Here is a 14890-nt window from a genome sequence, read left to right as displayed (position 1 = left end):
ATGACAAATAAGGAACCAGAAGCGGAGGATCGAACCTCCGCACCCGCTGCTTCGAGCGGGGAGCGCACATTTTTCGGCCACCCGTGGGGGCTGGCTAACCTGTTCGGCGTGGAGATGTGGGAGCGCTTCAGCTTCTACGGCATGCAGTCCATCGTGCTGCTGTATATGTACTACGCCACCACCGATGGCGGCCTAGGCCTCGACCGTGGCGACGCGACGTCGATCGTCGGTGCCTACGGCGGCTTGGTGTACATGGCATGCCTGTTGGCATCGTTGGTAGCTGACCGCATCCTCGGTGCGGAGCGCACCCTGTTCTACTCCGCACTCATGGTGATGGCTGGTCACCTCGTCTTGGCCTTCATTCCTGCCGTAACCGGCCTGGCTATCGGCCTGATCCTCATCGCCGTTGGTTCCGGCGGTGTAAAGACTACCGCTTCGGTGGTGCTGGGCTCGCTGTATAGCCGCGACGATCCTCGCCGTGACGGCGGCTTCTCCGTCTTCTACATGGGCGTTAATATTGGTGCCCTCTTCGGACCGCTTCTTACCACCGCAATGTGGGGCTGGAAGGGCTTCCACTGGGGCTTCGGCATCGCTGCCGTCGGTATGGCCCTAGGCCTTATCCAGTATACTGCCATGCGTAAGACCACGATTAAGGACGCTGGTCACGAAATTCCTAATCCTGCAGATTTTAAACAGCGCATGCTGGGCTTGGGCGCGATTGTCGTCGCTGTCCTCGTCATGGTTATCGGCCTGGGTACTGGGATCATCAAGGTAGAGTGGCTGTCTAATATCGTCACCGCCGTTGCCCTGATCGCCGCCGTGTACTTCTGGATTCAGATGTACACCTCTGATTTGGTGACCCGGAAAGAAAAGAACCGCCTCTTGGGCTTTATTCCAATGTTCATCTCCGGTGTGCTGTTCTTCGGTATCTTCCAGCAGCAATTTACCGTGATGACCATTTACGCCGATGTGCGCCTGGACCGCCACATCTTTGGTATCGAGATTCCGCCGTCATTGGTGCAGTCCATTAACCCGATTTTCATCGTTATCTTCTCTGCAATCTTCGCGGCTATGTGGACGAAGCTCGGTGACCGTCAGTGGTCCACGCCGGTGAAGTTCGGCGTGGCCAATATCATCATCGGTATCTCGCTGTTCTTCTTCCTGCCATTCTCCGGCTCGGGCGCAAACTCCACGCCAATGTATGTCATTATCTGGATCCTCTTCCTATTCACCATGGGTGAGCTGATGTTGTCCCCAGTGGGCAACTCTCTGGCCACCAAGGTGGCACCTGAGGCGTTCCCATCGCGCATGATGGCCGTGTGGATGATGGCCGTGGCCATGGGTACCGCACTTGCCGGTTCGCTGGCTAGCTTCTACAACCCAGAGGATGCGGGTGCGGAAAACACCTTCTTTATTTCCTTAGGTGTCGTCTCCATCGCACTGGGCATCGTCCTACTCGTGCTGAGCCGCTGGGTGGTCAAGAAGTTTGCTACCTTCCGCTAAAAAGGGAAGCTAAAACCTTTATTTCGAGAGGTGTGTTGGTGTTAAGCCGGCGCACCTCTCTAAGTGTTTTCTGCCACGCTATTAAAGGGTGAAAATAGATTAGGTGTCTTAAAAATTGCTGGTAAACCGCAGATCTTTGGCAGGTGCCTAGCGCTCAGGCATATGTGGAAGGTTAACACTAGGCAAAGTGCAGTTTACTTCTTAGAAAAGCTATTGGCTCAACTTATTGTTGCGGAGTACGCTGCACTTCGTACGCGACGCGTGATGGCGCCGCAATAACACTTTCTTCTCATTTGTTAATTGCTTACAAGGGGCCAATGCTGTGACAGCGACTCTGATTATCTTGGGCATTGTGGTGTTTACCGCCTTAGCCTTCGACTTCACCAATGGTTTTCACGACACAGCCAATGCGATGGCAACCTCCATTGCTACTGGCGCGCTGAAGCCATTTACTGCGGTGGCGATTTCTGCCGTACTTAACCTCGTTGGCGCATTCTTGTCCGTGAATGTCGCGGCAACGGTGGCCAAAGGCATCGTCAACCTCGATTCCTATGACCTTTCGGGTGCAGCCGCCGACTCGGATGGCCAAGCCCTGTTGATGGTGGTCTTTACCGGTCTTATCGGCGGTATTCTGTGGAACCTTTTCACCTGGTTGCTCGGGGTACCGTCCAGCTCTTCCCACGCCCTTTTCGGTGGCCTTATCGGCGCTGGTTTCGCCGCCATGGGCACTGGGGGAGTGGAGTGGACCTCCATTATGGCCAAGATCATCATTCCGGCGGTGGCGTCCCCGATTATCGCCGCCTTGGTATCTGCGTGCGCCACCTTCCTCGTTTATTGGGTGACCAACACCATTCCGAAAAAGGAAAAGAACGAGCACTTCCGCCATGGCCAGATTGTGACCGCCTGCTTGGTATCGCTGGCACACGGCGCCGGTGACGCTCAGAAAACCATGGGCGTTATCTTCCTCGCCCTCGTGGCTTCGGGCCACGCGGCTGCCGATGCCCGCATTCCAACCTGGGTCATCTTCGGCTGTGCGATTGCCATTGCGGCCGGTACCTTGTCCGGCGGTTGGCGCGTTATCCGCACCCTGGGTAAGGGCTTGGTGGAGATCGAATCCCCGCAAGGTATGGCAGCCGAGGCTACCTCCGCGGCCATCATCCTGACTTCCTCAGCCGGTGGTATGGCTCTGTCTACGACCCACGTGTCCACCGGCTCTATCCTTGGTACTGGTTTGGGCCGCCGTGGCGCGGAAGTGCGCTGGGGTGTTGCAATGCGCATGGTGGCTGCCTGGCTCATTACGCTGCCCTGTGCCGCCTTTGTTGGCTTCGCATCGTGGTGGTTGGCGCACGGCGTCTCTTCCGCTACCAATGTGGCAACCGGCGCTATCGTGGACTTCGTTCTACTCTTGGCCATGACGGCGCTCATCGTCATCCGCTCCCGTATGAACCCAGTTGATGCATCCAACGTTAATAATGACTGGGATGAGAACGCTGAGTCCGTGGATTCGTCCTTGGAGCCACGCGTTGGTGCGAAAGAGTCTGTCGCAGCTTCAGGGGGCATGACCCCGGTAGCGGCGGTCAACGGGGACAACGACTCCACCTCATCTACTCCACAAGAGGAGCGCTAGAACATGACTGTTGCAGAAATCTTCGAATCTATACTCCGCGTCGCTGGCCTGGCCCTTGTCTTCGGTGCTGGTATCCCCTTGCTCTTCGCCTTGGGCATGCGTTCCATGACAGGTGATCCCATTCGGGATGACAATGGTGTGGTGGTAGGAGATACTCCCGCTAGCCGCCAAATGAAGCTGCTGGGTTGGACCGTTTATGCCGTACTGGGTGTCGTTATCGTGGTGGCAATCGCGTGGATCGCGCGCGATTCCCTAGACCACTACTTTGGTTTCGCACCATTTGGCGACCTTTAAGAGTAACCCGCGGACTATATAGCAAGCCCGTGACCATGTAATATGCCTCATAGCCATTTAATGTTAACAAAAGATTAACTTTAAATGGCTTAGGGGTTGCTTAGTGGGTAAGTACCAAGTATATTTGTACCTATCAACAGAGCAACATTGAGAGGTGAGAGAGATGAACACGATGCGGACCTTCATTGGTGGCATTAGCGATATGTTCAAGGACTCCACCACGGGTACGGGTTTGGATACCGTGTCTCAGGCACCGGTTTCTGCCCGCGTAGCGGAAAATCTCGTTGACGCGGGGCTTACCCCCGCGACGACCAAGGACGTCGCTGAGTCCTTCGCATTCGTTGTCGGCCATGCACCAGATGAGCTGGAAATGCTCGATGTTGAGGCATTCTTGCTCGAATTCGGCTGGCTGCAATAAAAGCCGCACTAGATAACCCGCCAGGCACCATCCTAGGTGCCTGGCGGGTTATCTGCGTTATAGGGCTGGGCATCGGCAAGCGCTAGCGCGGCGGCAGGATGGCCTCCGGGGTTTCGGGCAGGAGCTGGCCGCCATCAATAATCAGCGTTTGGCCGGTGATATATCCGGCCTCGGTGGAGGCGAGGAAGGCCGCGGCGTTGCCAATATCGCGGGGGTTGCCAAGCCGGTGCAGCGGGATGGAGCGCGTCATCTCATCGAGGTACTCTTGGCCCTGTGCCTCGAGGCCCTCGGTGAGGATATTTCCGGGCAATACGCCATTGATGGTGATGCCATCGCGGGCGATTTCTAGCGCAGCGGAGCGGATAAAGCCCTGTTGGGCCGCCTTGGAGGCGCCGTAATGCGCCCAGCCAGGAAAGCCGGTGTGTGAGCCGGTAATGGAGGTGGTGATGACGATGCGCCCGTAGCCGCGCTCCTTCATATACGGCAGGGCTTCTTGCACGACCTTGAACGTGCCGTGGGTATTGATGTCAAACATGGTCTCCCACTGCTTATCGGTCATCTCTTCCAGCGGGCAGTTGGGAAAGACCCCGGCATTGGAGCAGACGATGTCGATCGCCCCGTGCGCGGCGTGGACCTTGGCAAACATTTCTTTGATGGAGGCCCTATCGGTGACATCGACGGGGTAGGCGGTCGCGCCGAGCTCTGCGGCGGTTGCTTCGGCCTTGTCGGCATCGATATCGGCAATGACGATGCTGGCGCCGGCTTCGCGCAGGCAGGCAACGATGCCCTTGCCGATGCCCGCAGCTCCGCCCGTGACAATCGCGGTACGGTTGGTGAGGTCAAACATGAAATGGCTCCTTCGGCGGTGGTGGAGGAAGTGGAGGATCCAATCCCAAGTTTAGTGGTGTGGGCGGATAAAGATCTGCGAATTTCGCCACGCGGAGGGAATGAATAAGAGCCGTGTCGGGTTGATTTACTAAGGTAGATTTTTGAACAACCAACCGCGGGGATGGAAGTAAGCGAGCCTTCCGCCCCACCTTTAAAAAGCGGTAAACAAGAGCGAGTGTGAAAGTACTGAATGGCACGTATGCAAGAAAGCGCTGATCTCCTGAAGTGTTCCTTCTGCGGAAAGAGCCAAAAGCAGGTGAAAAAGCTCATCGCCGGCGGCGGGGTCTACATCTGCGATGAGTGCATCGAGCTCTGCAATGAGATTATTGAAGAAGAGCTCGGCCACGAGCAGGCCGAGGAATCTTCCGAAGCGGAGGTGCGCCTGCCTAAGCCTTCGCAGATTTCTTCCTTTTTGGATAAGTACGTCATTGGCCAAGACAAGGCCAAGCGCGTGCTGTCGGTAGCGGTGTATAACCACTACAAGCGCATTAAGGCCGAAGAATCCGCCGCGCTAGATGCGCGCCGTAAGAAGGCCGAAGGCGAAGAGGTAGAGATCTCCAAGTCCAATATTTTGATGCTGGGGCCCACCGGTTCAGGTAAGACCTACCTGGCCCAGACCTTGGCGCGCCTGCTGGATGTGCCTTTCGCCATCGCGGATGCCACCAGCCTGACGGAGGCCGGTTATGTCGGTGAGGACGTAGAAAACATCCTCTTGAAGTTGCTGCAGGCGGCGGACTTTGACGTGGAGCGCGCCCAGCGCGGCATCATCTACGTCGACGAGGTGGATAAGATTTCCCGCAAGTCTGAAAACCCCTCCATTACCCGCGATGTCTCCGGCGAGGGCGTGCAACAGGCGCTGCTGAAGATCCTGGAGGGAACCGTGGCCGCCATCCCACCGCAGGGCGGGCGCAAGCACCCGAACCAGGAATTTATCCAGCTAGATACCTCCAATATCCTCTTCATCGTCGCCGGCGCGTTTGCGGGCCTTGACCAGGTGATCGCGGATCGCGTGGGCAAGAAGGGCGTTGGCTTTGGCGCGAAGCTCGGCACCGAAGACGAGCGGGAAAAGGTGGACCTATTCTCCCAGGTGCGCCCGGAAGACCTCGTGAAGTTCGGCTTGATCCCAGAATTTATCGGCCGCCTGCCCGTGGTGGCGACGGTGGATAACTTGGACCGCGAGGCCCTGGTTAAGGTGCTCACTGAGCCCAAGAACTCGCTGCTCAAGCAGTACAGCCGCCTATTTGAGATGGATGATTGCGAGCTGCACATGGATGACGGGGCGCTGGATGCCATCGCAGAGCTCGCCCTCGAGCGCAAAACCGGCGCGCGCGGCCTGCGCGCGATCCTTGAAGAACTGCTCGTTCCAGTGATGTTTGAGCTGCCGGACCGGGAAGATATTTCCGCCGTGCACATCACCGCGGGCTGCGTCACCCAGGGCGCAGAGCCCGAATTCACCTACAAGGATGAGGCGAAGGAATCGGCTTAGTTAGAAGGGGGCATCGGCAAGCAGCCGGTGCCCCTACTTTTATGCCTCGCCGTAGATATCTTGCGGGGAGGCCTCATCGCCCTCGTCGGCATCAGAAGGCACCAAATAAGACTCGTGGCCGGAATCGGGGATATTGGCGGTGAGGAATGCCAGCACGGTATCGACGGTAAGCCGGTGCATGCCGTCGGTATTTGCCTGGCTGGACATATCCACGCCCAATAGGTTGTCCATCATCGCCCGGTTGGTCACGCGGTACGAGGTGAGCGAGGCGATGATGGTGAAAATATCGTTGGTGGAAATGCCCGGGCGGAAGGCACCGGCGTCCTGGCCCAGCATGAGCAGGCGGTCGAGGTGGAGGGCGACGCCGCTGAAATCCGCCACGGGATTGGTGGAAGAGCCCACGATGGACTGGGCGGTTTCCCAGGTCATCATGCGAATGGCCTCGGGGTGGTTGACGTATTGCCAGAAGATCCAGTCCACCAGCTTGCGCACGCCCTCGACCGGGACCGCGGAATCGAGCTCCAAGTCCTCTTCATTGGGGCGGAGGCGCTCGGCGGCGGTGCTTAGAGCGCTCAAACACAGGCCCTGCTTATCGCCAAAGTGGTAGTGAATCATGCGCTTGGACATGCCGGATTCCGCGGCAATGGTGTCCAGCTTGGTTTCAGAAAAACCCCACGCGGAAAACTGGGAAATGGCGATATCCACCACGGCATCGGTGCTGATGGAATCCGCAGCGTGAGCGTCGGAGTCCTCCGCCTGCTCCGCAGCGTGCAGCGGTTCGGTGTGCTCAGTGCTCATAGCATGTGTCCTATCTCTGCTTCGCGGCGCCGATGTGGCGATGGTGGGTAGTGTCTCGGGAACTGCACGATCGGCCTCATGCTGGTTCGATGCGGCAGTGGTTGGCCACCGTGCAGCCGCCCACAGGCGGTGAATGCATCCCTGCAAGCGCGCTCCCAAGTGGGGTCTGTGCCGCTTCCATCATGCCCGATTAACCCCACCCCGCGGGAGGAATGTGCCCATTGGGGGCGTTAATTTGGAGGTAAATGGGGGTAATATCCGGAAATTTGGCGGCGTTTTCCCTCCGAAAGAGGGGGATTTATTTCACAACACGCTACCTCCGTATAGCGCTAAGCTCGGGGGTGGATACATCCCGTGGAGGGTGGCGTGCATGAGGGACGCTTACATCTCCACGACATTTGAGGAGGAATGAGCATGACCCAGCCAGTAAAAGTAACCGTTACCGGTGCCGCCGGAAATATCGCCTACTCCCTGCTGTGGCGGATTGCCGCGGGCGACGTATTTGGCAAGGACACCCCGGTTGACCTTGCCCTGTTGGAAATCCCCGCGGTAGTAGAAAAGGCCGAGGGCGTGGCCATGGAACTGCGCGACTCCGCCCTGCCGCTGGTGAACTCGATTACGGTGACCGATGACCTCAAGGTCGCTTTCGAGGATGCCTCCGCCGCATTCCTTGTGGGCTCCCGCCCGCGCAGCAAGGGCATGGAGCGCGCTGACCTGCTCGAGGCCAATGGCGCCATCTTTACCGAGCAGGGCAAGGCCATCAATGACTACGCGGCGCGTGATGTTCGCGTGCTGGTGGTGGGCAACCCAGCCAATACCAACGCGCTGATTGCCGCGCATAGCGCGCCGGATCTGGATAGCTCCCAGTTCAACGCGCTCATGCGTCTGGATCACAACCGCACCTTGGGCCAGTTGGCGGCCAAGACGGGCAAGGCCACCAAGGACTTTTCCAAGATTGCGGTCTGGGGCAACCACTCCGCCACCCAGTTCCCGGACCTGACCTACTCCAACGCTGAGGTAGATGAGCAGTGGTACCGCGAGGAGATGATCCCCAAGGTGGCCAAGCGCGGCGCGGAGATCATTGAGGTGCGCGGCAGCTCGTCCGCGGCGTCGGCGGCATCTGCCGCCGTGGATCACATGCACGATTGGGTCCACGGCACCGAGGATTGGCGCACCGCCGCCGTGTCTTCGGATGGTTCCTACGGTGTAGACGAGGGCCTCATCTGCGGCTTTCCCACCATTTGCCGCGACGGCAAGTGGGAAATCGTCCAAGGCCTGGAGCTCAGCGATTTCCAGAAGGAGCGCATCGAGGCCTCCGTGCAGGAGCTGCGTGAGGAGCGCGAGGCCGTAGCCCACCTGCTGAAAGGTTAAGCCTCCAGCACCAAGTTATCGATGAGCCGCACCGGCCCCACATGCGCTGCTACCAGCGCCAAGGCGGGCCGGTGTTGTGCATCTACGGGCTCGAGCGTGGCCGGGTTCACCACGGTGAGGTAATCCACCGTCACGCCGGGGGAGGAAGCGAGCTGGGCCTCAGCTTCTTCACGTGAGGCGCCATCCTGCAGCGCGAAGAGTGCCTGGGATAAGGCGACCGCCTGCTCACGCTCGGCGGCACTGAGGCGCGCATTGCGGCTGGACTCGGCCACGCCGTCCGTTGCGCGCACGATGGGCACGCTGATGATGTCCAGCGGCAGGTCGAGGTCCGCCACCAGGCGGCGGATGATCGCTACTTGCTGCGCATCCTTTTGTCCAAAATAAGCGCGGTCTGGTGTGACAAGGTGAAACAGCTTGCTCACCACGGTGGCCACGCCGTCAAAGTGGCCGGGGCGCGAGGCACCTTCCAAGACCGAGCCCATCTCACCCGTGCGCACCCACACCCGCGGGGTGCCACCCGGGTACATTTCCTCCACGCTGGGGGCGAAGACCGCATCGACTCCCAACGAGTCCAGCAGTGCGGCATCCGCGTCGAGGGTGCGCGGGTAGGCGCGGTAGTCTTCGCAGTCGCCCAGGTCCGTGAACTGGAGGGGATTGACAAAGACCGAGCACACCACGGTGTCGTTGTCTTCGCGGGCGCGGCGAATGAGGGAAGCGTGGCCGTCGTGAAGCGCGCCCATCGTGGGCACCAAACCCACGGAACCGGACGCTGCCGCGCGGAAGGCACGGAGTTCGGATTTAGTTGTGAGGATCTGCATGGCTTAAGACCTTAGTCCTCGAAAGACTCCTCGGCGTTGGGGAAGGAACGTTCACCCACATCTGCGACATAGTCCTTCGCTCCTTCCAGCAGCGCGCCGCGCAGATTCGCGTAGCGGCGCACAAAACGCGGCGCCTTGGGACCTCCCAGGCCGAAGGCATCGGTCCACACCAGAATCTGACCGTCGGTCTGCGCGCCGGCGCCGATGCCGATGGTGGGGATGGGCAGCTCCTTGGTCACCTGCTCAGCAAGGGCTGCCGGGACCATCTCCAGCACCACGGCGAAGGCGCCGGCCTCGGCGAGGGCGCGGGCGTCGTCGTGAAGCTTCTCCGCACCGGCACCCCGGCCTTGGACCACGAAGCCGCCCAAGGCGTGGACCTGCTGGGGTGTAAAGCCAATGTGGGCGCAGACCGGGATGCCGGCGGCGACAAGCGCGGCAACAATGGGAGCGCGCTCCGCACCGCCCTCCAGCTTCACGGCCTGCGCGCCGGTTTCCTTCATGACGCGCACCGCGGTCTCCAGCGCCTGGGAGGGGCCGTCCTCATAGGAGCCGAAGGGAAGGTCCACCACCACGAAGGCGCGGGAGGTCGAAGCAACCACCGCGCGGGCCAGCGGGATCATCTCATCGAGGGTGAGCGAGAGCGTGGTTTCGCGGCCCAGCACCACGTTGGCCAGGGAATCGCCGACGAGCAGGAGATCGACCCCGGCTTCATCGAAGATTTCGGCGGTCAAGCAGTCGTAGCTCGTCAGGCACGCGAAGGCCTGAGAGTTGTCTTTGGCTTGGGTGAAGTAACGGGTGCGGAGGCGGGCGCGGTGGCCAGGGTTGTGAGACATGCCCTTACTCTAGACAGGCCGGTGGTGCCAGTTGACGCACAGGGTAGAGTTGGCCAGGTGACTGATCAGAATAAAGAGCAACTCGTTGGCACCAACCGCGCGGACCAGCTTCCCAAGTCCTGGGAGCCGCAGGCAGTAGAAAAAGACCTCTACGAAGGCTGGGTAAGCGCCGGTTACTTCACCCCGGATGCATCCTCGGAGGCGGAGCCCTATTCCATCGTGCTGCCGCCGCCGAACGTCACCGGCCAGCTGCACATGGGCCACGCCTTGGACCACACTCTGATCGACTCCATCATTCGCCGCAAGCGCATGCAGGGCTATGCCACCCTGTGGCTGCCGGGCGCTGACCACGCAGGCATCGCCACCCAGACCAAGGTGGAGGCCCGTCTGCGTGAGCAGGAGGGAAAGAAGCGCTGGGACTATGAGCGCGAGGAATTCATCAACAAGGTCTGGGAATGGAAGGAAGAATTCGGTGGCACCATCCAGAACCAGATGCGCGCCATCGGTGACTCCGTGGACTGGACCCGCGAGCGCTTTACCCTGGATGAGGGCCTGTCGCGTGCGGTACAGACCATCTTTAAGAACCTCTACGATGAGGGCATGATTTACCGGGCCAACCGCCTGGTCAACTGGTCACCGGTGCTAGAGACCGCCGTTTCTGATATCGAGGTCGTCTACAAGGACGTCGAGGGCGAGCTGGTCTCCATCCGTTATGGCTCGCTCAATGACGATGAGCCGCACCTCATTGTTGCCACCACGCGTGTGGAAACCATGCTTGGCGATGTCGCCATTGCCGTCCACCCCGACGATGAGCGCTACGCCCACCTCGTGGGCCAGGAATTGGATCACCCCTTCCGCGATGACTTGAAGCTGAAGATCATCGCCGATGATTACGTGGACATGGAATTTGGTACCGGTGCGGTAAAGATCACCCCAGCCCACGATCCCAATGACTACGCCATGGGCACCCGCCATAACTTGGATATGCCGACGGTGATGGATACCACCGGCCACATCGCGCATACCGGCACCCGTTTTGATGGCCTGACGCGCGAAGAGGCGCGCGTGGAAATTCGAGAGGCGCTGCGGGAGCAGGGGCGCATCGTCAAAGAAATCCGCCCCTATGTCCACTCCGTGGGCCACTCGGAGCGTTCCGGCGAGCCCATCGAGCCGCGGCTATCGCTGCAGTGGTTCGTCGATGTAGCGCAGATGGCGAAGGCCTCTGGCGATGCCGTGCGTGAGGGCGATACCGTCTTGCACCCGCAGTCGCTGGAGCCGCGCTATTTTGAGTGGGTCGATGACATGCACGATTGGTGCATTTCGCGCCAGCTGTGGTGGGGCCACCGCATCCCCATTTGGTACGGCCCGGAGCGCACGAACGAGTCCGGTGAGGTTGAACGTGACATCGTGTGCGTCGGCCCCGATGAGGAGCCGCCGGCAGGCTACGAGCAGGATCCCGATGTCCTCGATACCTGGTTCTCTTCGGCGCTGTGGCCATTCTCCACCTTGGGCTGGCCCGATAAAACCCCGGACCTGGAGAAGTTCTATCCCACTAACGTGCTGGTAACGGCCTATGACATCTTGTTCTTCTGGGTCGCACGCATGATGATGTTCGGCACCTTCGCCGGCACCAAAACCCCAGAGCTTTTGGGTAAGGGCACCGATGGCCGCCCGCAGATTCCTTTCAAGGACCTCTACCTGCACGGCCTCGTGCGCGATGAGCAGGGCCGCAAGATGTCCAAGTCCCTGGGCAATGGCATTGACCCCATGGACTGGGTGCGCGATTACGGCGCCGATGCGCTGCGCTTTACCCTTGCCCGCGGCGCCAACCCGGGCGTGGATTTGCCGCTGGGCTCTGATGCCGCCGCGGCATCGCGCAACTTTGCCACCAAGCTCTTTAATGCCACCAAGTTTGCGCTGATGAACGGCGCCGGCGTGGCACCACTGCCAAAACGCACGGAGCTTTCCGATGCCGACCGCTGGATCCTCGACCGCGCCGAAGAGGTGCGCACCCAGGTCGATGCCTACTTGGACGATTATCAATTTGCCAAGGCCAACGAGCTGCTTTACCACTTCACCTGGGATGAGCTCTGTGACTGGTACCTGGAGATTGCCAAGACGCAGATCCCACGCGATGGCGAAACGGTAGAAGGCCGCAATACCCAGATCGTCCTGGGCCGCGTCATCGACGTCGTGCTGCGCCTATTGCACCCCACCATGCCGTATGTGACCGAGGTGCTGTGGAAGGCGTTGACCGGCGGGGAATCCATCGTCATCGCCCCATGGCCCACGGTGGCCGATACCAACGGTGGCGCCACGAAGGATGCGGTGGCCGCCCGCCGCATCGACGATGCCGATAAGCTCATTACCGAGCTGCGCCGCTTCCGCTCCGATCAGGGCGTTAAGCCTTCGCAAAAGGTGCCCGGCCGCCTCGACTTCGCCGCGGCTGACCTGCAGGGCCAGGAGGAATTGGTCCGCAACCTGGCCAATACCACCGCGCCGGGCGAGGACTTTAACCCCTCGGCCTCCATTGAGGTGCGCCTGTCCCAGGCCACCGTGGAGGTAACGCTGGATACCCACGGCGCGGTCGACGTCGAAGCAGAGCGCAAGCGCCTGGAAAAGGATCTGGCCAAGGCCAATAAGGAACTGGAACAGACCGGCAAGAAGCTGGGCAATGAAAACTTCCTGGCCAAGGCGCCGGAAGAGGTGGTCACTAAGATTCGGGCGCGCCAAGACATCGCGCGCGAGGAAGTCGAGCGCATTACCAGCCGTTTGGAGGGCCTTAAGTAGTGACAGATCAGCGCTTCAATCACGACGCCAACGGCAATGGCGAGGCCACCGGGGGAGAGGACGATTTTGAGATCGTCGATGCCCTCAAGGAAGGCACCGATGGCACCCCGGTGGAGATCACGGAATCGGGCCTGACCCTCAACCTGGGCATGGGCGAAAACGAAGAATATAACGACGCCGCGCCTCAAGAGGTATCCCCGGAGGAGCTGCAGGCGCTCGGTGAGGTGGAAGACGAGCTCAACCAGCGCTGGCCGGAGACCAAGATTGAGCCCACCCTGGAGCGCATCGAGATGCTCATGGATTTGCTGGGACATCCCGAGCAGTCCTTTGATGTCATCCACATCGCGGGCACCAACGGCAAGTCTTCTACCGCGCGTATGGTCGATTCGCTGCTGCGTTCCTTCCACCGCCGCGTGGGCCTGGTCACCAGCCCGCACCTGCAGCGGGTTACCGAGCGCATCGGCATCGATGGCCGGCCCATCCACCCGCGCGACTACGTGCGCCTGTGGCACGAAATCAAGCCGTACGTGGAGATGGTGGATGCGCGCTCCGAGGTCCCCATGTCCAAGTTCGAGGTCTTGGTGGGCCTGTCCTATGCAGCGTTTGCCGATGCCCCCGTTGATGTCGCCGTCGTCGAGGTCGGCCTCGGCGGGCTGTGGGATGCCACGAACGTGATCAATGCGGACGTCTCCGTAATCACCCCGGTGGGCCTTGACCACACGGATTACCTGGGCAGCGATATTCGGGAGATCGCGGGGGAGAAGGCGGGCATCATCAAGCGCCGCGCCGATGCCGAAGACCCGCTGACCCCGAATGAAAACATCGCCATCATTGCTGAGCAAGACCCTGAGGCCATGCAGGTCATCCTGCAGCGCGCGGTGGATATGGATGCGGGCGTGGCCCGCTCCGGCGCAGAGTTCGCGGCCCTAGAATCCCGCATCGCGGTCGGTGGCCAGCAGGTCAATATCCAGGGCCTCGGCGGCATGTATGAGGATATTTTCTTGCCGCTGCACGGCGAGCACCAGGCCAAGAACGCGGCCGTTGCCCTTGCGGCGGTGGAAGCCTTCTTCGGTGCCGCTTCCGGGCATCCTCTGGATATTGCCTCTGTGCGCAATGGTTTTGCCAAGACGATTTCACCCGGCCGCCTTGAGCGCGTGCGTACTTCGCCCACGACGTTTATCGATGCCGCCCACAATCCCCACGGCGCCAAGGCGCTCGGCGCGGCGCTCGACCGCGACTTCGATTTCGCCCGGCTTATCGGCGTGGTCTCCATCTTTGGCGATAAGGACGCCCAGGGCATCCTCGCCGCGCTGGAGCCGTACTTGAGCGAGGTGGTCATCACCCAAAACTCCTCGCCGCGCGCGATCGATGCCTATGAGCTAGCGGAAACGGCCCGCGATATTTATGGCGAAGAGCGCGTCTATGTGGCCGATGATCTGCCCGGTGCCTACGCGCAAGCCGTGGAGCTGGCCGAGGAGTCCGAGGTGCAATCCGGCTCCGGTATTGTCATTACCGGTTCGGTGGTTACCGCCGGCGAAGCCCGCGCGATGTTTGGAAAGGAGCCCGCATGACCAGCCCCAATCCTAGGTCCCGCCCGCATCGTCCGCCTCGGCCGCCGCGCCGCGGTGATGAAGTCGCGGATAATGAAATCGGCCCATTGGGCTTGGGGCAGGATCCCGTCAAGGATCCGCTCAAGAGCTTTAATGGCATGGTCATCGCCAGCTCGCTCATCATGGAGTCGATCACGTTCGTATTGGCGCTGCCACTGTTGTACAAGCTGTATGACGGCACGCTGTGGACGCCGTTTAACTACGGCGTGGTCATAGGTGCCCTGATATTCCACCTGGGCATGATCGCGTTTATGAATAAGAAGTGGGCGCTGACCGTCATCGTGTGGGCACAGCTATTGGGCCTTATCCTTGGCTTCATGGCGCACTGGTCCATCGCCGCGATCTTCATCATCTTTGGCATGGAGTGGCTCCTTGCGGCGTATTTGCGCAGTAACTTGATCGCCCGCATGAAGCGCGGTTACTTAACTACCCAGCACCTCAACCAGAAGTAGTG

The 14890-nt window shown here is 60.3% G+C and carries 13 protein-coding genes; 9 read left to right on the top strand and 4 right to left on the bottom strand.

Annotated features, from left to right (window positions below; translation table 11 throughout):
• The 4 genes from QP908_RS03070 (at position 1) to QP908_RS03055 (ending at position 3842) form a co-directional block, all read left to right on the top strand.
• Positions 1 to 1503, top strand: a complete 1503-nt coding sequence (locus QP908_RS03070; protein WP_239268729.1) for a peptide MFS transporter — start codon at positions 1 to 3, stop codon at positions 1501 to 1503.
• Between the two features lie 322 nt (positions 1504 to 1825).
• Positions 1826 to 3130, top strand: a complete 1305-nt coding sequence (locus QP908_RS03065; protein ID WP_284771612.1) for an inorganic phosphate transporter — start codon at positions 1826 to 1828, stop codon at positions 3128 to 3130.
• Positions 3131 to 3133: 3 nt separating this feature from the next.
• Entirely contained in the window at positions 3134 to 3424 is a 291-nt protein-coding gene (locus QP908_RS03060; RefSeq protein WP_023023571.1) for a hypothetical protein, read from the top strand.
• 163 nt (positions 3425 to 3587) lie between these two features.
• Entirely contained in the window at positions 3588 to 3842 is a 255-nt protein-coding gene (locus QP908_RS03055; protein WP_239268725.1) for a hypothetical protein, read from the top strand.
• A gap of 82 nt (positions 3843 to 3924) precedes the next feature.
• Here QP908_RS03055 and fabG read toward each other — a convergent pair whose 3' ends face one another.
• Positions 3925 to 4689, bottom strand: coding sequence for a 3-oxoacyl-ACP reductase FabG (fabG, locus tag QP908_RS03050; RefSeq protein WP_284771611.1), 765 nt, complete (start codon positions 4687 to 4689; stop codon positions 3925 to 3927).
• Positions 4690 to 4920: 231 nt separating this feature from the next.
• On the opposite strand from fabG, the gene clpX reads away from it, so the two are divergent.
• The gene (gene clpX, locus QP908_RS03045) at positions 4921 to 6216 is read left to right on the top strand and encodes an ATP-dependent Clp protease ATP-binding subunit ClpX (protein ID WP_239268721.1); all 1296 of its coding nucleotides are present in this window, start codon (positions 4921 to 4923) and stop codon (positions 6214 to 6216) included.
• A gap of 39 nt (positions 6217 to 6255) precedes the next feature.
• Here the strand turns inward: clpX and QP908_RS03040 are convergent, their stop codons facing one another.
• Positions 6256 to 7014 carry a TetR/AcrR family transcriptional regulator gene (locus tag QP908_RS03040; protein WP_284771610.1) on the bottom strand — a complete coding sequence of 253 codons (759 nt, stop codon included), beginning with the start codon at positions 7012 to 7014 and terminating at the stop codon, positions 6256 to 6258.
• A gap of 408 nt (positions 7015 to 7422) precedes the next feature.
• Here QP908_RS03040 and QP908_RS03035 point away from each other — a divergent pair, with 408 nt between their 5' ends.
• Complete coding sequence (locus QP908_RS03035; protein WP_284771609.1) at positions 7423 to 8385, top strand: malate dehydrogenase; 963 nt, start codon at positions 7423 to 7425, stop codon at positions 8383 to 8385.
• Here QP908_RS03035 and panC read toward each other — a convergent pair.
• Both panC and panB read right to left on the bottom strand, forming a co-directional pair.
• Positions 8382 to 9203 carry a pantoate--beta-alanine ligase gene (gene panC / locus QP908_RS03030; RefSeq protein ID WP_284771608.1) on the bottom strand — a complete coding sequence of 274 codons (822 nt, stop codon included), beginning with the start codon at positions 9201 to 9203 and terminating at the stop codon, positions 8382 to 8384. The two genes, QP908_RS03035 and panC, sit on opposite strands and share 4 nt — an antisense overlap.
• An 11-nt stretch (positions 9204 to 9214) precedes the next feature.
• Positions 9215 to 10036: a 3-methyl-2-oxobutanoate hydroxymethyltransferase gene (panB, locus tag QP908_RS03025; RefSeq protein ID WP_005277923.1), complete on the bottom strand. Its 822-nt coding sequence runs from the start codon at positions 10034 to 10036 to the stop codon at positions 9215 to 9217.
• Positions 10037 to 10093: 57 nt separating this feature from the next.
• Between panB and QP908_RS03020 the strand changes: the two genes are divergently transcribed.
• The 3 genes from QP908_RS03020 to QP908_RS03010 are packed head-to-tail and all read left to right on the top strand — an operon-like array spanning position 10094 to position 14888.
• A complete protein-coding gene (locus QP908_RS03020) occupies positions 10094 to 12826 on the top strand; it encodes a valine--tRNA ligase (RefSeq protein WP_284771607.1) in 2733 nt (910 codons plus the stop codon).
• Positions 12826 to 14397 carry a bifunctional tetrahydrofolate synthase/dihydrofolate synthase gene (gene folC, locus QP908_RS03015; RefSeq protein WP_502868860.1) on the top strand — a complete coding sequence of 524 codons (1572 nt, stop codon included), beginning with the start codon at positions 12826 to 12828 and terminating at the stop codon, positions 14395 to 14397. The genes QP908_RS03020 and folC overlap by 1 nt, the downstream gene beginning before the upstream one ends.
• A complete protein-coding gene (locus QP908_RS03010) occupies positions 14394 to 14888 on the top strand; it encodes a DUF4233 domain-containing protein (RefSeq protein ID WP_284771606.1) in 495 nt (164 codons plus the stop codon). The genes folC and QP908_RS03010 overlap by 4 nt, the downstream gene beginning before the upstream one ends.
• Positions 14889 to 14890 lie beyond the last annotated feature (2 nt).

This window comes from Corynebacterium sp. MSK204, from assembly GCF_030229885.1.
Lineage (GTDB): Bacteria > Actinomycetota > Actinomycetes > Mycobacteriales > Mycobacteriaceae > Corynebacterium.
The sequence above is the reverse complement of the archived record's forward strand: the minus strand, read 5'-3'. Positions and strand labels throughout refer to the sequence as shown.